Source organism: Ruegeria sp. Ofav3-42, from assembly GCF_022347725.1.
In the GTDB taxonomy this organism is placed as follows: domain Bacteria; phylum Pseudomonadota; class Alphaproteobacteria; order Rhodobacterales; family Rhodobacteraceae; genus Ruegeria.
Genome location: NZ_JAKRGB010000007.1, coordinates 95779 through 112929 on the forward strand (window position 1 = coordinate 95779; position 17151 = coordinate 112929).

The window sequence follows — 17151 nt, forward strand, 5'->3', positions numbered from 1 at the left end:
ACGTGAAACATCCAGAATTCGATGTGATTGTTGTTGGCGCGGGCCACGCGGGAACCGAAGCTGCGCACGCGTCGGCCCGTATGGGAGTTAAAACAGCCTTGGTGACATTGTCCGCCTCGGATATCGGAGTAATGTCCTGCAATCCGGCAATTGGCGGACTGGGAAAAGGGCACCTGGTCCGAGAAATCGATGCGCTTGATGGTGTAATGGGACGCGTCGCAGATCAGGCAGGTATCCAGTTCCGGTTGTTAAACCGCCGAAAAGGGCCAGCAGTTCAGGGCCCGAGAACTCAGGCCGACCGCGCTTTGTATCGGGCGGCAATGCAAAGAGAGACGCAAGATCAACCGAATCTGTCCGTTGTTGTTGGAGAGGTAGCCGACTTTCTAATGGATGGAAGCCGCATTGCTGGCGTCAAACTGGCCGACGACACAAAATTTAAAGCGAAAGCTGTCATTCTGACATCAGGTACGTTTCTGCGCGGCGTCATCCATATCGGAGATGTATCGCGACCTGGCGGACGTATGGGAGATCGCCCGTCGGTTAGATTGGCGGAACGCCTCGACAGTTTCGAACTGCCATTAGGGCGGTTGAAGACGGGCACGCCACCGCGACTGGACGGACGTACCATCGATTGGAGCGATCTTGAGTCACAGGACGGTGACGATGAACCAACCCTGTTTTCCTTCCTGTCGACTGATGTGATTGCCCCTCAGATTTCCTGTGGAATCACGCATACAAATGCGCGGACGCACGAAATCATTGAAAAGAACCTGTCCCGCTCTGCTATGTACGGTGGTCATATTGATGGGGTGGGGCCCAGATATTGTCCGTCAATCGAAGATAAGATCGTCCGCTTTGCCGATAAGGACTCGCATCAGATATTTCTTGAACCTGAAGGCGTAGAAGATCACACAATCTACCCGAACGGGATTTCAACGTCCTTGCCTCAGGATGTTCAGCTGGAATATGTGCGATCCATTAAAGGTCTTGATGCCGCGGAAATTCTGCAACCGGGTTATGCGATCGAATATGACTATGTTGACCCCCGCGTTTTGACATCATCTCTCGCGTTGCCAGAAGTTGAAGGCCTATATTTAGCGGGTCAGATAAATGGCACCACAGGATACGAGGAAGCGGCGGCCCAGGGCCTTGTTGCTGGTTTGAATGCAGCCCAAAAGGTGCTGGGTCGGGAACCTATTCATTTCACACGGGCAGACAGCTATATCGGCGTCATGATCGATGACCTGACAACGCGCGGAGTTGCAGAACCCTATAGGATGTTCACTTCTCGGGCGGAATTCCGACTTTCTTTGCGGGCAGACAACGCAGACCAGCGCTTGACACCCATTGGCCTAGGCGTCGGGTGTGTTGGTGAGGACCGGCGGTCAAAATTCACTGAAAAGATGGAAAAACTGTCGGATGCAAAAGCTAAGCTGACCGAACAGACGTTTACGCCAAAAGAAGTTCGCGCGGCGGGTATCAACGTCAACCAAGACGGAAACCGTCGGGATGGTATGGCGATTCTCGCCTTTCCGGACGTTCATTTTGATGACCTGCTGCCCTTGGTTCCGGAAGTTTCTGATGTAGATCGTGATATCCGCCTGCAAGTGGAGCGGGACGCGCTATACGCGAACTACATTGCGCGGCAGCTAAAAGACGTAGAGGCGATGAAACGCGACGAATCTTACGAGATTCCGAGAGATTTCGACTATTTTTCGATGGAAGGGTTGTCTTCTGAAATGAAGCAAAAGCTCTCAAACGCAAAGCCTCAGAACATAGCACAGGCCGGGCGCGTCGAAGGGGTTACACCTGCAGCGCTTACACTGGTGCTGGCTAAACTTCGCCGCGATCAGAAGGTTCGCAAAGCATGAACGAGGCCATTTTCGACGACTTGGGTGTTTCACGTGAAACATTCGGGCGTCTGACGACCTATGTAGAACTCGTGAAACGCTGGAATCCAAAAATCAATCTGGTTTCACGAAAAAGTCTGGATGAAATCTGGGTTCGACATATCAAGGATTCGGTTCAGGTTTACAGATGCGCAATGTCATTTAATAACTGGGTGGATCTGGGAAGCGGAGGAGGCTTCCCCGGAATGGTCTGCGCCATAATGGCTGTAGAAGGTGCGCCGGACGCCCGATTTACCTTTGTCGAAAGCGACCAACGAAAATCTGCGTTCCTGCGTAACGTCTCCCGGGAATGTGGCGTGAATTGCAGCGTGCTTTCAAAGCGAATCGAGGCAGTTGATCCCTTGAATGCTGATATCCTGTCCGCACGGGCTTTGGCAGATCTGCGTACGCTATTATCCTTTTGTGACAGGCATTTGAGCAAAACGGGGCTGGCTCTGTTGCCTAAAGGCGAAAAGTGGAAAAAAGAGCTGGAAGAGGCGCGTGAAGAATGGAATTTCGACGTCGACCCGATTACAAGTTTAACTGAGCCTCAGGCCGTTATCCTTAAAATAAAAGGAGTTTCACGTGGTTGATTTGTCTCGTCCCTCAGGGCCCCGAATTATAGCGGTTGCCAATCAGAAGGGCGGGGTGGGGAAGACCACAACAGCGATCAATCTTGCAGCGGGCCTGGCTGAAGCCGGGTGCAAGGTATTAGTTGTGGACCTTGATCCGCAGGGAAATGCGTCCACCGGGTTGGGGGTCGAGGATCGAGACTGGACAACCTACGATTTGATCCTCGATGATGCGCCTTTAGAAGCCGTTGTCCAGGAAACGGAAATCGAAGGCTTGTTTGTCGTTCCGGCGACGGTTGATCTAAGTTCGGCTGATATCGAGCTGATTTCCAACGAAAAACGCAGCTATCTTTTGCATGACGCCTTGCGTCAGACGGCCATCGACAAGTTTGATCTGGACTTCGTGCTGATCGATTGCCCTCCATCCCTCAATTTGTTGACTGTGAATGCTATGGTCGCGGCACATTCCATTTTGGTTCCGCTGCAAAGTGAGTTCTTTGCGTTGGAAGGGTTGTCACAGCTGATGCTGACCATTCGAGAGGTTCGTCAGACTGCGAATCCGGACCTCAGAATCGAAGGTGTTGTGTTGACCATGTATGACAACCGCAACAACTTGTCCCGACAGGTCGAAAAAGACGCGCGTGACAATCTGGGTGAGATGGTATTTAAAACCAAGATACCCAGAAATGTGCGGGTGAGTGAGGCTCCGTCATACGCATTGCCTGTTCTGCAATATGACTCGGGATCTCTGGGGGCGATGGCCTATCGGCACCTGGCCCGAGAAGTCATGCATAAAAACAAGAAAATCGCCGCTTAAGCGGCAGTGAGGAGGGCACCGTGGCCGTCAAAAAATCAAAACCCAGAGGTTTGGGCCGGGGACTGTCCGCCCTGATGGCGGATGTGACCCAAGATACAGAAGGCTTGATGCCATCGGAGCCCCACCGTCCGGACATGAAAGTCCCGATCGAAAAGCTGCGCGCCAATCCAAATCAGCCCCGCAGAACCTTCTCGCCCGAGCAATTGGATGAGCTTGCCGCCTCGGTCAAGGAAAAGGGTATCATTCAGCCGCTGATCGTGCGTGAGACTGGCGGCGGAAACTATGAAATCGTAGCGGGCGAACGTCGGTGGCGGGCTGCTCAGATGGCGCAGTTGCACGATATTCCCGTTATTGTGCGGGATTTCGACGATACCGAAGTTCTTGAAGTCGCCATTATCGAAAACATTCAGCGCGCGGACCTGAATGCGGTTGAAGAGGCGGCAGGTTACAAGCAATTGATGGATCGCTTTGGCCATACGCAAGAAAAGCTTGCTGAAGCTTTGGGAAAAAGCCGCAGCCATATCGCGAATCTCTTGCGGTTGTTGTCCTTGCCCATGGATGTTCAGATGCTGGTTATCGAAGGGAAACTGTCTGCAGGACATGCGCGTGCCCTTATTACCGCAGAAAACCCGTCTGAACTGGCGAAAATCGTCGTCAAAGATGGGCTTTCCGTGCGTGCGACCGAAGCTTTGGTGAAAAAACAACAACAGGGTGATGCTCCTCAAGCGGCACCGCGATCCAGAAACCTGAATGCGGGAAAGGATGCAGATACGCGCGCGCTGGAAAAAGATCTTTCGGCGATATTGGCGATGAAGGTGGCGATCAACCACAAGGCGGGATCGGAAACAGGGCAGGTCGTTCTGACCTATGAGAACCTGGATCAGCTGGACGATCTGTGCGCCAAGCTCAGCCGCTAGGACGGGTCCAGATAAAGATCATCACGCCGCTGAGGACGACTGCCTGAATGAGCAGGACGTGGCTCGGAAGCGCAAGAATAACCGACAATCCAAAGACAGCGGCGACCGACAAGGTGGCCGCTTTTTTTGCGGCTGGACGAATGGCGCCGGAACGTTGCCAGTCCAAAATCATCGGTCCGAAAGTCCCGTGGCTGACCAGCCAGTTATGCAGCCGGGAAGAGGACCGGGCAAAAAAGAACGCGGCCAGTAAAAGAAACGGGACTGTCGGCAAGAGGGGCAGTACGATTCCAATCACTGCCAGTCCAACACAAAGTAACCCCAACGCGGCCCAGAGGTATTGCATCTGCTATCCCAACAACTCTCGGATGACCGCATTCAGAACTGCGCGGCCGTCTTTGGTGGCAACCAGACGACCATTTTCCTGATTTATCATACTAAGTTCTTTCAGATCATTAACCTTGTCTTCCGGCAATGGCTGCTGAGACAAAGTATTGTAACGATCTATATTTAGACCTTCAGCAACCCTTAACCCCATCATAAGGTATTCACTAGCCTGATCTTGAGTGGGAAGCACGGTTCTTTCTTTCTCGCCATTCCCCTTTGCAACGGCATCCAGCCATGCGTTGGGCGATAAATAGGTTTCGGTCGCCATTTTCTGACCATCGAGCGTAACGCGGCCGTGTGCACCAGGGCCAATACCGACGTAATCTCCATAGCGCCAATAGATCAGGTTGTGCCGGGATTCCGACCCGGGGCGGGCATGGTTTGATACCTCATAGGCAGGCAGACCATGCGCTTCGCAGATCTCCTGCGTGGCCAGATACATATCTGCGGCGTGTTCATCCTCGGGCAGGCCACGCAGCTTTCCAACGGCATAGCGATCCCCGAAGGCCGTGCCTTCCTCGATCGTGAGTTGGTAGAGCGAGAGGTGATCGACAGCCATCGACAACGCCTCAGTCAGTTCGGCGCGCCAGGCGTCCAATGTCTGATGTTGGCGGGCATAGATGAGATCAAAGCTGACGCGGTCAAAGCAGTTGCGGGCGATATCAAAGGCGGCACGGGCTTCGGCTACCGAATGGATACGACCCAGACGCCGCAGATCTTCGTCGTTCAGGGCCTGAATACCTATCGAGATTCGGTTCACACCCGCATCCCGATAGGCGGCAAACCGGCCGGCTTCTACCGATCCCGGATTGGCCTCGAGTGTAATTTCCATGTCATTGGCAGGCCGCCAATGAGAGCGGGCCTCGTCAATAATGGCAGCGACAGTATCAGGCGCCATCAGGGACGGCGTTCCCCCACCAAAGAATATCGTATTCAGAACCCGGTCCGGCGTCTCGGATGCCGTTCTTCGCAGTTCGTCTAGATATGCTTTAAGCCATTGTTTTTGATCAATGTTTTTTGAAACGTGGCTGTTAAAGTCGCAATAAGGGCATTTGGCCTCGCAAAAAGGCCAATGCACATACAGGCCAAAGCCCCCGTTGCGCCAATCATCCGTCAAAGCAGCCCTTCACGAACATCTCCACCGCGCGACCGCGATGGCTGATCTTGTTCTTTTCCCAGCGATCCATCTCGGCAAAGGTAATGTCGTATCCATCAGGGACAAACATTGGGTCATAGCCGAACCCTTCGGAGCCGCGGATCGGCCAGACAAGGTGGCCTGGCGCAACGCCTTCAAACACTTCATCATGACCATCGGGCCAGGCCAGAACCAGCGTGCTGCGGAATTGAGCGGTGCGCGGGTGTGGGGCGTCTTTGGCCTCCAATTCGTTATGCGCGCGCGTCATCGCCATCAGGAAATCACGGCCATTGCCGGTTTCTGCCCAGTCGGCAGTGTAAACACCCGGCGCGCCGTCCAGCGCGTCGATGGTAATCCCGGAATCGTCCGACAGGGCGGGCAGGCCGGTGGCCTTGGCAGCGGCATGCGCTTTGATCCGGGCATTGCCGACGAAAGTATCTTCGGTTTCCTCGGGTTCCGGCAGGTTCATATCGCCTGCGCCAACAACCGTCACACCAAAGGGTTCGAGGAGATGAGTCATCTCCTCAAGCTTGCCCTTGTTATGCGTGGCCACCAGCAGCCTGTCCCCGTCGAACTTGCGGGTCATGCGGTGGCGGCCTTTTGGGCGGCGGCCAGCTCGGCCACGCCTTTTTCGGCCAGGTCCATCAACTGATCCATCTGGGCGCGGCTAAAGACCGAGCCTTCGGCGCTCATCTGAACTTCGATCAGTTTGCCCGAACCGGTCATGATGAAATTGCCATCGACGCCGGCTTCGCTGTCTTCCGGGTAGTCCAGGTCCAGCACCGGTTGGCCTGCATAGATGCCACAGGACACCGCGGCCACCGGATCGACCAGCGGATCCGAGATCACGTCGCCCGCTTTCATCAGCTTGTTCACGGCCAGACGCAGCGCTACCCAGCCACCGGTGATCGAAGCACATCGCGTGCCGCCGTCGGCTTGAATTACATCACAGTCGACGGTGATCTGACGCTCACCCAAGGCGACGCGATCTACACCGGCACGCAGAGCGCGACCGATCAGGCGTTGGATTTCCACCGTGCGACCACCTTGTTTGCCCGAGGCCGCTTCGCGTCGCATCCGAGTGTTGGTCGCACGGGGCAGCATCCCGTATTCCGCGGTGACCCAACCCAGGCCCGAGCCTTTGATGAACGGCGGCACACGATCCTCGATGGTGGCGGTGCACAACACATGGGTATCGCCCATCTTGATCAGGCAGGAACCTTCGGCATGTTTGGTAAAGCCCGTTTCGATTGAAACGGCGCGCATTTCGTTTAAGTCACGTCCTGAGGGTCGCATGGAAAATCCTTTGTTTGCTGGCTTGGGGATAACGTCCCCGTGCCTTAGGATGCAACCCCGATTGACCTTTCATACGCCTGCGATTTAATGCCAATCCAGCAGGGGATTGCCGATGAGCGAAGCAAGCAGAGTTCTGGACGAAATGAATGACCGGTCACGTGAAGTGTTCCGGCTGATCGTCGAGAGCTATTTGGACAGCGGCGAACCGGTTGGCAGCCGCACACTGACCCGCACGTTGTCGGAAAAGGTCAGTGCGGCGACCGTGCGCAACGTGATGCAGGATCTGGAGTTTCTGGGCCTGCTCGACAGCCCTCATGTCAGCGCGGGTCGAATTCCGACGCAGCAAGGGCTGCGGATGTTTGTCGACGGTCTGCTTGAGGTCGGTGATCTTGGGGCCGATGACCGGCAGAAGCTGGATGAAACTTTAGGCTCTAACGCAGGCGATGTGGGCGGAATGCTGGATCGTGTCGGGTCGGCTTTGTCACACGTGACACATGGTGCATCGCTGGTTCTGACCCCCAAGCATGAGTCTGAGATCAAGCATATCGAGTTCGTTTCGCTGGCCCATGACCGCGCTTTGGTGGTTCTGGTCTTTGCGGATGGGCATGTTGAAAACCGTCTGTTCACGCCACCTCCGGGGCAGACGCCCAGTTCGATGCGCGAGGCGGCGAATTTTCTGAATTCGCTGATCGAAGGACGCACGCTCAGTGAAGTGCGTCGCCAGATGCAGACACAGATCACTGCGCGCCGGCAGGAAATCGATGTGCTGGCTCGCGAGATGGTGGAAAGCGGCATGGCCGCGTGGGATGGAGATGGGACCGACTCGGCCCGTCTGATCGTGCGCGGGAGGGCGAATCTGTTGGGCGAACCGGGCGCAGCCGAGGAACTTGAGCGAATCCGCACCCTGTTTGATGACCTCGAACGCAAGCAGGACATCGCCGAATTCCTCGAATTGACCGAAGAAGGCGAGGGTGTGCGCATTTTTATCGGGTCTGAGAACAAACTTTTCTCACTTTCGGGTTCCTCTTTGGTGGTGTCTCCTTATATGAACGCTGATCGAAAGATAATTGGTGCGGTCGGGGTCATCGGACCCACGCGTCTGAATTATGGACGGATCGTGCCGATCGTGGATTATACGGCGCAACTGGTCGGCAAGCTGATTTCCGACCGGAGCTAGAGGGTAAGAGATGGCAGAGCCCAAGAACGAAGATTTTCTGGACGATATCGCAACCGCCGAGGCGGAAGAGCTGGCCGAGGAATTTGCCGAGATCAGCGAAGAGGCGTTGGAAATTGATGCGCTGCGTGCTGAGCGGGACGATTTCAAGGACAAGTTCATGCGCGCGCTGGCGGATGCCGAAAACGCGCGCAAGCGTGGCGACAAGGCCCGTCGGGATGCTGAACAGTACGGCGGATCGAAACTGGCCCGCGACATGCTGCCGGTTTACGACAACATGAAACGTGCGCTTGAGGCTGCGACCGACGAGCAGAAAGAAGTGGCAGGCCCGCTTCTGGAAGGCGTCGAACTGACCATGCGCGCTTTGAAGGACGTGTTCCAAAAGCACGGTATCGAGGTGATTACGCCTGAAGTTGGTGAACGGTTCGATCCGAATATCCACGAAGCGATGTTCGAAGCGCCTGTTCCCGGCACCCGTGCTGGCGACATCATTCAGGTTTCAGCCGAAGGCTTCATGCTGCATGATCGTCTGCTGCGCCCGGCGCAGGTTGGCGTGTCTTCGACCCCGGCAAGCTGAGCGATTCAGCTCAAACGACTATTGAGGCGGTCAGGTTCTGGCCGCCTCTTTTAGTTTGTAGATCAGGTCCAGCGCCTCACGCGGGGTCAGTTCGTCCGGCAGAATCTCATCGAGCATGTCAGTGACAGGTGACGCCCTGGGCGCTGGTGGCGGCGGAGGCGGCGCGGCCGAAAACAAAGGCAGATCGTCTATCAGAGCTTTTTGCTTTCCGCCCTCGCGTTCGGTCTTTTCCAGCTGATCCAGAACGATACGGGCGCGCTCGACCACGGATGACGGCAGTCCGGCCAGCTGGGCGACCTGCACACCGTAGGATCTGTCCGCCGCGCCTTTGTGGACCTCGTGCAGGAAGATAACTTCGCCTTCCCATTCCTTGACTGCGACGGTTGCGTTTTCGACGCCTTCCAGTTTTCCGGCCAGCGCGGTCAGTTCGTGGTAGTGCGTGGCAAACAGGGCACGGCATTTGTTGGAGGCGTGCAAGTGTTCCAGCGTGGCCCAGGCGATGGACAGGCCGTCATAGGTGGCTGTTCCGCGCCCGATTTCATCCAGAATGACCAAGGCGCGATCGTCGGCCTGATTGAGGATTGCGGCGGTTTCGACCATCTCGACCATAAAGGTTGACCGCCCGCGGGCCAGATCGTCTGACGCTCCGACGCGGCTGAACAACTGGCTAACAAGGCCGATGTGCGCCTGCTCTGCGGGAACGTAGCTGCCCATTTGGGCCAGCAGGGCGATCAGCGCATTCTGGCGCAGGAACGTCGATTTACCGGCCATGTTGGGACCGGTCAGCAACCAGATCGCCGCGCCATCATTGGCACTGAGATCGCAGTCATTGGCGATGAAGGCGTCGCCGCTTTGCTGACGCAGAGCATGTTCGACAACCGGGTGACGGCCACCTTGGACATCGAACGCACGCGAGGCATCCACTTGCGGGCGACACCAGTTCTCACCGCGCGCAAGATCGGCCAGAGCTGTGGTCAGATCCAATTCGGCCAAACCGCGGGCAGCCTGGTTGAGGCGGGCGGCGAGGGACAGAATTTCGTCAGAAAGTCTTTGATAGAGACGTTTTTCGATCTCTAACGCCAGATTTCCCGCATTCAGAATACGGGTTTCAATCTCGGACAGTTCGACCGTGGTGAACCGCACCTGATTGGCTGTGGTCTGACGGTGGATATAGGTTTCGCTGAAAGGCGGATTCAGCATTTTCTCGGCATGGGTGGCCGTGGTTTCGATGAAATAGCCCAGCACATTGTTGTGCTTGATCTTCAGTGATGTGATGCTGGTGTGTTCCGCGTATTTCTGCTGAAACCCGGCGATGACCGAGCGGCCTTCGTCGCGCAGGGTGCGGGCTTCGTCCAGCTCTGTGTCATACCCCGGTGCGATGAATCCGCCGTCGCGGGCTAGCAGCGGGGGTTCGGCAACAAGGGCTTCATCAAGCAGGTTCAACAGGTCGTCGAAACCAACCAGATTTTGCAACGCGGTCGCCAGAAGGGCGGGTAAGTCCTTATCTGCGCAAAGCTCGGCAATCGCAGTTGCTTGTGTCAGGCCGTTGCGAATAGCGGCCAGATCACGGGGCCCGCCGCGATCAAGTGACAGGCGGGACAGGGCGCGGTCCAGATCAGGGGTTTTGCGCAACGCCTCGCGCAGGTCTGAGGCAATTAGGCTGTCTTCGGCCGCAAAACTCACCGCGTCTAACCGCCCATGGATGACGTCCAGATTGCGGGAGGGGCTGGAAAGCCGTTGTTCTAACAGCCGCGCGCCGCCCGGTGTCACAGTGCGATCCACCACGGACAGCAGCGAACCGGCGCGGCCCCCGGACAAGGATCGGGTCAGTTCCAGATTGCGCCGTGTTGCGGCGTCGATCTGAACCACACGGTCCTCGGATTCCTTGAGCGGGGTCTGCAGCAGCGGCAGTTTGCCCTTTTGCGTGATCTCCAGATAGTCGATCAGCGCGCCCATGGCCGAGATTTCGGCGCGCCCAAAATTGCCGAACGCGTCCAATGCTCCCACGTGAAACAGGCCGCAGATGCGCTTTTCCGCCGCAGTGCTGTCGAAGCTCGCGCGCCCGATCGGGGTCAGCGAGATACCCAGATCCATGACAGGTTCGTTCAGCTTGTCCTGAACCCCATCAGCGACGATCAACTCTGATGGTGCCAGCCGGGCCAGCTCGGGGCTGAGACGCACGGATGTCAAAGGCATCACGTGAAACGCCCCGGTCGAGATGTCGGCCCAGGCCAGTGCAGCCTCATCCCGGACCTCGGCATACGCGGCCAAAAAGTTGTGGCGGCGCGCCTCCAACAGCGCGTCCTCGGTCAACGTGCCGGGCGTCACCAGACGCACAACATCGCGCTTTACCACCGATTTAGAGCCTCTTTTCTTCGCCTCGGCCGGGCTTTCCATCTGCTCGCAGACGGCAACGCGGAACCCTTTGCGGATCAGCGTCAGCAAATAGCCCTCAGCGGCATGAACAGGCACACCGCACATCGGAATGTCGGTTCCGTTGTGCTTGCCGCGCTTGGTCAGGGCGATGTCCAGCGCCTCGGCGGCGTTGACGGCGTCCTGAAAGAACATCTCGTAAAAGTCGCCCATGCGGTAAAACAGCAGGGCGTCGGCATGGGCCTCTTTGATTTCGAGATATTGCGCCATCATCGGCGTGACTGTGGACAAGGCTGACCCCTTTTGGCGTATTCCGGACGCGACCTTACAAATCCACCCTTGTCGACGAAAGGTGAAAAGTATTCTCGTTGAGGCGCGCCGCTGCCTGCGCTATGAGGCAAAAGTCCCGCAGATGTAAAGAAACGACCCATCACATGCCCAAAGCGAAGATCACCAAAGAAGAGGCGCTGGCCTTTCACCTCGACCCGACCCCCGGCAAGTGGGAGGTGCAGGCCACCGTTCCCATGACGACGCAGCGCGATCTGTCGCTGGCCTACAGCCCCGGCGTCGCTGTTCCATGTGAAGCAATCGCCGAAGCGCCGGAAACTGCGTATGACTATACCAACAAGGGCAATCTGGTCGCCGTGATCTCGAACGGTACCGCTGTTCTGGGCCTCGGAAACCTGGGTGCGCTGGGTTCGAAACCGGTGATGGAGGGGAAATCCGTTCTGTTCAAACGGTTTGCCGATGTGAACTCGATCGATATCGAACTGGATACCGAGGACCCGGACGAATTCTGCCGCGCCGTGCGGCTGATGGGGCCGACGTTTGGTGGCATCAACCTTGAAGACATCAAGGCACCGGAATGTTTCATCATTGAACAGCGCCTGAAGGAAGAGATGGACATCCCGGTCTTCCACGATGACCAGCACGGCACGGCGGTGATCTGTGCGGCGGGCCTGCTGAACGCGCTACATATCTCGGGCAAGAAGATCGAAGATGTGAAAATCGTCCTGAATGGCGCTGGTGCGGCGGGTATCGCCTGTATCGAGCTGCTTAAGTCGATGGGTGCGAAGCACGAAAACTGCATCGTCTGTGACACCAAGGGCGTGATTTATCAGGGTCGGACCGAGGGCATGAACCAGTGGAAATCGGCGCATGCGATCACGACGGAACTGCGCACGCTGGAAGAGGCAATGAATGGCGCGGACGTCTTCCTGGGCGTTTCGGTCAAAGGGGCCGTGACGCAGGATATGGTTGCGTCGATGGCGGACAATCCGGTGATTTTCGCCATGGCGAACCCCGATCCCGAGATTACCCCGGAAGAGGCACACGAAGTTCGCGTTGACGCCATCGTTGCCACCGGACGCAGCGATTACCCGAACCAGGTGAACAACGTTCTGGGCTTCCCCTATCTGTTCCGCGGCGCGCTGGATATTCACGCCCGCGCCATCAATGACGAGATGAAGATTGCCTGTGCCCACGCGCTGGCCCGTCTGGCGCGTGAGGACGTGCCAGATGAGGTTGCTTTGGCCTATGGTAAGACGCTGACTTTTGGCCGTGATTACATCATCCCGACACCGTTTGACCCACGCCTGATCCACCGCATTCCGCCCGCCGTTGCCAAGGCTGGTATGGACACTGGTGCGGCCCGCCGTCCGATCATCGACATGGACGCCTATGAGCTGAGCCTGAAGTCCCGCATGGACCCGACCGCCAGCATTCTGCGTGGCCTGAACGCTCGTGCCCGCGCCGCACAAAGCCGGATGATCTTTGCCGAGGGCGACGATCCGCGCGTATTGCGCGCAGCGGTCATGTATCAGCGCTCGGGCTTCGGAAAGGCGCTGGTTGTCGGTCGTCCCGATGACGTCAAAGAAAAGCTGGAAGCCGCTGGTCTTGGCGATGCCGTTCGCGAGCTTGAGGTGGTGAACGCCGCCAACACCACGCATCTCGATGCGTATAAAGACTTCCTGTACCAACGCCTGCAGCGGCAAGGGTTCGACCGCAAGGATATTCATCGCCTAGCCGCACGGGACCGCCACGTTTTTTCGTCGCTGATGCTGGCGCATGGGCACGCTGATGGTCTGGTGACCGGGGCGACCCGTAAATCTGCACATGTGTTGGATCGAATCAACCACGTTTTTGATGCAGATGCAGAACACGGTGCCGTGGGCGTGACCGCGTTGCTGCATAAGGGGCGGATCGTTCTGATCGGTGATACGCTGGTGCATGAATGGCCGGATGAAAGCGACCTGGCAAACATCGCTGAACGCTCTGCTGCCGTGGCACGACATATGGGTCTTGAGCCGCGCGTTGCCTTTGTCAGTTTCTCGACCTTCGGTTACCCGGTGTCCGAACGTGCCGAAAAGATGCACGTTGCGCCCGAGGTTCTGGACAAGCGCGGCGTCGACTTCGAATACGAAGGCGAAATGACTGTGGATGTTGCGTTGAATGTCGACCAACAAGAGGCCTATCCATTCTCGCGCCTGACGGGTCCCGCGAACATTCTGATCGTGCCTGCGCGCCACTCGGCCTCGATTTCTACCAAGCTGATGCAGGAAATGGGCGAGGCTACTGTCATTGGTCCGATCCTGTCAGGGATCGACAAGCCGATCCAGATCTGCTCGACCGTGTCGACCGCGAATGACATCCTGAACATGGCCATTCTGGCCGCTTGCGATATTGGATAAGCTGTGACGATCTGGAACCTCGGCTCGATTAATGCGGACATGGTTTACGCCGTACCGCACCTACCTGTTGCCGGTGAATCCCTGGCCGCCTCGAATCTGGAGCGGTATCTGGGCGGCAAAGGCGCCAACATGTCAGTGGCGGCGGCCCGTGCGGGGTCGCGCGTCTCGCATATCGGTGGCGTTGGACCTGACGGCCGCTGGGCGCGTGATCGGCTGACTGAATATGGTGTCGATACAAGGTTCATTGCCGAGGCCGATGTGCCGACGGGGCATGCCATCATTGCAGTGGATGCGCAGGGCGAAAACCAGATTGTTCTGTATCCGGGGGCAAACCACGCTATTGGGCAGGATCAATTGGGGCAAGCTCTGTCGCAAGCGAATCCGGGTGATCTGCTTGTCATGCAAAATGAAACCAACGCCCAGGTCGAAGCTGCCCGCATGGGGTGTGATCTGGGTTTAACGGTCTGCTATGCCGCCGCGCCGTTTAAGGCTGACGCGGTGCAGGCCGTGTTGCCGTATCTCGACTTTCTGATTCTGAATGAGGTAGAGGCCGAACAGTTGCGGCAGAGTACGGGTCAGTCAGTTGCCGATTTGCCTGTAAAACATGTTTTGGTCACGCTGGGGTCCAAAGGCGCACGCTACCTGACACAGGATGGTGAGGTGTTTGAAGTACCGGCGCATAAGGTGCAGCCCGTGGATACGACCGGCGCGGGTGATACGTTCACCGGTTATGTTCTGGCGGGAATGGATCGCGGGCTGCCGATGCCGCAGGCGATCGCGCAAGCAAATCGTGCCGCGGCCCTGATGGTCACGCGGCACGGTACGGCGGATGTGATCCCTGACCTCAAAGAGGTGCTGGACGCCCGGTTCGGTTAGGATCCTGCGAAGGGCGCGTTGCTGCCCCAAAGCTGCTTGACCCGCGCATCGCGGCCGCAGGCCTTGCGGTAGGCTTTGTACGCGTTCTTCTGGCGCTTAGGACCAAAGCGGGTGAACACCAGCTTGTCGCCCTTGTAGTAATCCTGATGGTAGGATTCGGCCGGATAGAACGCGCCAGCTTGCAGAATGGGCGTGACCACGGTTTGACCCAGCGCGCTTTGCGCATTGGCTTTGGCCTGCTGCGCAAGCGCCTTTTCCCCAGTGTTAGAGACGAAAATCGCCGTCCGATAGCTGTTGCCCCGATCGCAGAACTGACCACCTGCGTCGGTCGGATCGACCGAGCGGAAAAACATGCTCAGCAGCGTTTCACGGGAAACCCGCGCGGGGTCGAAAGTGATCTGGACCGCTTCGTAATGGCCCGTGCCCCCCTTGGTCACCTGATCATAGGTTGGATTGGCGGTTTTGCCGCCGGTATAGCCCGAGACTGCGCCGATCACGCCGGGAACGGATTCAAAATCGGATTCAACGCACCAAAAACAGCCTCCGGCCACTGTCAGGGTTTCGGTTCCGGCCGCAGGTGCAGGCAGGGCGCGCAGCATGGCAACCAGCGTGATCAGTACAAACAGAAGGCTTGGTTTGACGAAATCGAGGTAAGCAGTCCGGTTCATGGCAGATCTCCTTTTCAGATCAGGCTGCCCGGACTTTTTCGTTGTGGCAATCCGCTGACATCGTTTGTCACGCGCTGGTGAGACGAGTTTATCGTCCCTTAGCCCAGCAGCTGCCCCAACTTCATCGCCACACCCATATTACCCGAGATCTTGAGCTTACCCAGCGCAACTCCGGTCATCGGGTTCAGCTTGCCGGTCAGCAGCTTGGTCAGGTTTTCCTGTGAAATACGGATGGTGCAGTCCGTATCCTGATCCTGTGTTGTCGCCTGATTGTCCATCAGTACGATCACCCCATCGTCGCCGCAATCGAACTTGAGCGAGCCGTCAAATGTCTTGCCGTTCAGGCCCTTTTGAATTCCCTCGGCGATGTCCTGAAGCATGATATACCCTTTCCCTATTGACCTTTGGGTAAAGACAAACAGGCGAAACTGGCAAGGGTGACGCTGCTGGAACTGACAAGTTGGAAAAGAAAAACCCGGCATCCACAAAGGACACCGGGTTGTTCGTCGTAGCGATGGCCTGAACTACTTGGACAGACGCTTTTCGCGCGAGGCCAGCAATTTCAGGCGCAGGGCGTTCAACTGGATGAAGCCTGCAGCGTCTTTCTGATCATATGCACCGGCGTCGTCTTCAAAGGTCACATGCTCTTCGGAGTAGAGCGAATGATCCGACCAGCGGCCAACGGTCGAGGCCAGACCTTTGTACAGTTTCACGCGGACGGTGCCGGTGACGTGCTCTTGCGATTTGTCGATTGCGGCCTGCAGCATTTCGCGCTCGGGCGAGTACCAGAAACCGTTATAGATCAGCTCGGCATATTGCGGCATCAGCTGGTCCTTCAGATGCATCGCGCCACGGTCCATGGTGATGGATTCGATACCACGGTGTGCTTCCAGCAGGATGGTGCCGCCCGGGGTTTCGTAGATACCGCGCGATTTCATTCCGACGAAACGGCCTTCGACCAGGTCCAGACGGCCAATGCCGTGCTTGCCGCCATATTCGTTCAGCTTGGTCAGGATGGTGGCCGGGCTCATCGCCTCGCTATTGATGCTGACCGCGTCGCCTTTTTCAAAGCCGATCTCGATGTATTCCGGCTCGTTCGGCGCATCCTCGGGGTGGACGGTGCGCTGGTACACATAGTCGGGCGCCATATCGGCGGGGTCTTCCAGAACCTTACCCTCGGACGAAGTGTGCAGCAGGTTGGCATCGACCGAGAACGGAGCCTCGCCGCGTTTGTCCTTGGCGATCGGAATCTGGTGCGCTTCGGCCCATTCCAGCAGACGTGTCCGGCTGGTCAGATCCCACTCACGCCACGGCGCGATTACTTTGATGTCGGGGTTCAGCGCGTAAGCCGCCAGCTCGAACCGTACCTGATCGTTGCCCTTGCCGGTCGCGCCATGCGCAACGGCATCGGCACCGGTTTCTTCGGCGATCTCGACCAGACGTTTGGAAATCAGCGGGCGGGCAATCGATGTGCCCAGCAGGTACAGTCCTTCATATTGCGCATTGGCGCGAAACATCGGGAAGACGAAGTCGCGGACGAACTCTTCGCGGATATCCTCGATATAGATGTTCTCGGGTTTGATCCCCAGCATCTCAGCCTTTTGGCGGGCGGGTTCCAGTTCCTCACCCTGACCAAGGTCGGCGGTGAAAGTTACGACCTCACAACCATACTCGGTCTGCAGCCATTTCAGAATGATCGAGGTATCAAGGCCACCGGAATAGGCCAGAACAACTTTCTTGGGCGCGGACATCTGACTTCCCTTTATGCGTAGAACGACTGGCC

General features: G+C 57.2%; 16 protein-coding genes. 8 read left to right on the forward strand and 8 right to left on the reverse strand.

Going from position 1 to position 17151, the window contains the following annotated elements; genetic code table 11:
• Positions 1–2 precede the first annotated feature (2 nt).
• The 4 genes from mnmG to MHN28_RS12160 are packed head-to-tail and all read left to right on the forward strand — an operon-like array spanning position 3 to position 4195.
• Entirely contained in the window at positions 3–1871 is a 1869-nt protein-coding gene (mnmG, locus tag MHN28_RS12145) for a tRNA uridine-5-carboxymethylaminomethyl(34) synthesis enzyme MnmG (protein ID WP_239339686.1), read from the forward strand.
• Positions 1868–2482, forward strand: a complete 615-nt coding sequence (rsmG, locus tag MHN28_RS12150) for a 16S rRNA (guanine(527)-N(7))-methyltransferase RsmG (RefSeq protein WP_239339696.1) — start codon at positions 1868–1870, stop codon at positions 2480–2482. Before mnmG ends, rsmG begins: the two co-directional genes overlap by 4 nt.
• Positions 2475–3278, forward strand: a complete 804-nt coding sequence (locus MHN28_RS12155) for an AAA family ATPase (protein WP_239339698.1) — start codon at positions 2475–2477, stop codon at positions 3276–3278. Before rsmG ends, MHN28_RS12155 begins: the two co-directional genes overlap by 8 nt.
• A gap of 20 nt (positions 3279–3298) precedes the next feature.
• Positions 3299–4195 carry a ParB/RepB/Spo0J family partition protein gene (locus tag MHN28_RS12160; protein ID WP_239339700.1) on the forward strand — a complete coding sequence of 299 codons (897 nt, stop codon included), beginning with the start codon at positions 3299–3301 and terminating at the stop codon, positions 4193–4195.
• On the opposite strand, the gene MHN28_RS12165 is transcribed toward MHN28_RS12160, so the two are convergent.
• From MHN28_RS12165 to rph, 4 genes are read right to left on the reverse strand one after another with little or no spacing between them, the layout of a single operon-like run.
• Positions 4185–4538, reverse strand: coding sequence for a YbaN family protein (locus MHN28_RS12165; protein WP_239339702.1), 354 nt, complete (start codon positions 4536–4538; stop codon positions 4185–4187). The genes MHN28_RS12160 and MHN28_RS12165 overlap by 11 nt on opposite strands.
• Before the next feature lie 3 nt (positions 4539–4541).
• Entirely contained in the window at positions 4542–5696 is a 1155-nt protein-coding gene (gene hemW, locus MHN28_RS12170) for a radical SAM family heme chaperone HemW (protein WP_239339704.1), read from the reverse strand.
• Complete coding sequence (gene rdgB / locus MHN28_RS12175; protein ID WP_239339714.1) at positions 5686–6300, reverse strand: RdgB/HAM1 family non-canonical purine NTP pyrophosphatase; 615 nt, start codon at positions 6298–6300, stop codon at positions 5686–5688. The genes hemW and rdgB overlap by 11 nt, the downstream gene beginning before the upstream one ends.
• Positions 6297–7010 (reverse strand): ribonuclease PH, encoded by a 714-nt coding sequence (gene rph / locus MHN28_RS12180; protein ID WP_170735534.1) that lies wholly within the window; start codon positions 7008–7010, stop codon positions 6297–6299. The genes rdgB and rph overlap by 4 nt, the downstream gene beginning before the upstream one ends.
• A gap of 112 nt (positions 7011–7122) precedes the next feature.
• Between rph and hrcA the strand changes: the two genes are divergently transcribed.
• Both hrcA and MHN28_RS12190 read left to right on the forward strand, forming a co-directional pair.
• Positions 7123–8187, forward strand: coding sequence for a heat-inducible transcriptional repressor HrcA (gene hrcA / locus MHN28_RS12185; RefSeq protein ID WP_239339716.1), 1065 nt, complete (start codon positions 7123–7125; stop codon positions 8185–8187).
• A 10-nt stretch (positions 8188–8197) separates the two neighbouring features.
• Complete coding sequence (locus MHN28_RS12190) at positions 8198–8761, forward strand: nucleotide exchange factor GrpE (RefSeq protein WP_239339718.1); 564 nt, start codon at positions 8198–8200, stop codon at positions 8759–8761.
• Positions 8762–8791: 30 nt separating this feature from the next.
• On the opposite strand, the gene mutS is transcribed toward MHN28_RS12190, so the two are convergent.
• Positions 8792–11407 (reverse strand): DNA mismatch repair protein MutS, encoded by a 2616-nt coding sequence (mutS, locus tag MHN28_RS12195; RefSeq protein ID WP_239340341.1) that lies wholly within the window; start codon positions 11405–11407, stop codon positions 8792–8794.
• Between the two features lie 161 nt (positions 11408–11568).
• Here mutS and MHN28_RS12200 point away from each other — a divergent pair, with 161 nt between their 5' ends.
• Together MHN28_RS12200 and MHN28_RS12205 are read left to right on the forward strand one after the other, a co-directional pair.
• Positions 11569–13824, forward strand: a complete 2256-nt coding sequence (locus tag MHN28_RS12200) for an NADP-dependent malic enzyme (protein ID WP_239339720.1) — start codon at positions 11569–11571, stop codon at positions 13822–13824.
• A 3-nt stretch (positions 13825–13827) separates the two neighbouring features.
• Complete coding sequence (locus tag MHN28_RS12205) at positions 13828–14700, forward strand: ribokinase (protein WP_239339722.1); 873 nt, start codon at positions 13828–13830, stop codon at positions 14698–14700.
• Here MHN28_RS12205 and msrA read toward each other — a convergent pair.
• From msrA to MHN28_RS12220, 3 genes are all read right to left on the reverse strand, one after another.
• The gene (msrA, locus tag MHN28_RS12210) at positions 14697–15368 is read right to left on the reverse strand and encodes a peptide-methionine (S)-S-oxide reductase MsrA (protein WP_239339724.1); all 672 of its coding nucleotides are present in this window, start codon (positions 15366–15368) and stop codon (positions 14697–14699) included. The genes MHN28_RS12205 and msrA overlap by 4 nt on opposite strands.
• A gap of 98 nt (positions 15369–15466) precedes the next feature.
• Positions 15467–15748 (reverse strand): SCP2 sterol-binding domain-containing protein, encoded by a 282-nt coding sequence (locus MHN28_RS12215; protein WP_239339736.1) that lies wholly within the window; start codon positions 15746–15748, stop codon positions 15467–15469.
• A gap of 144 nt (positions 15749–15892) precedes the next feature.
• Positions 15893–17119, reverse strand: a complete 1227-nt coding sequence (locus MHN28_RS12220; RefSeq protein ID WP_239339738.1) for an argininosuccinate synthase — start codon at positions 17117–17119, stop codon at positions 15893–15895.
• Between the last annotated feature and the right edge of the window lie 32 nt (positions 17120–17151).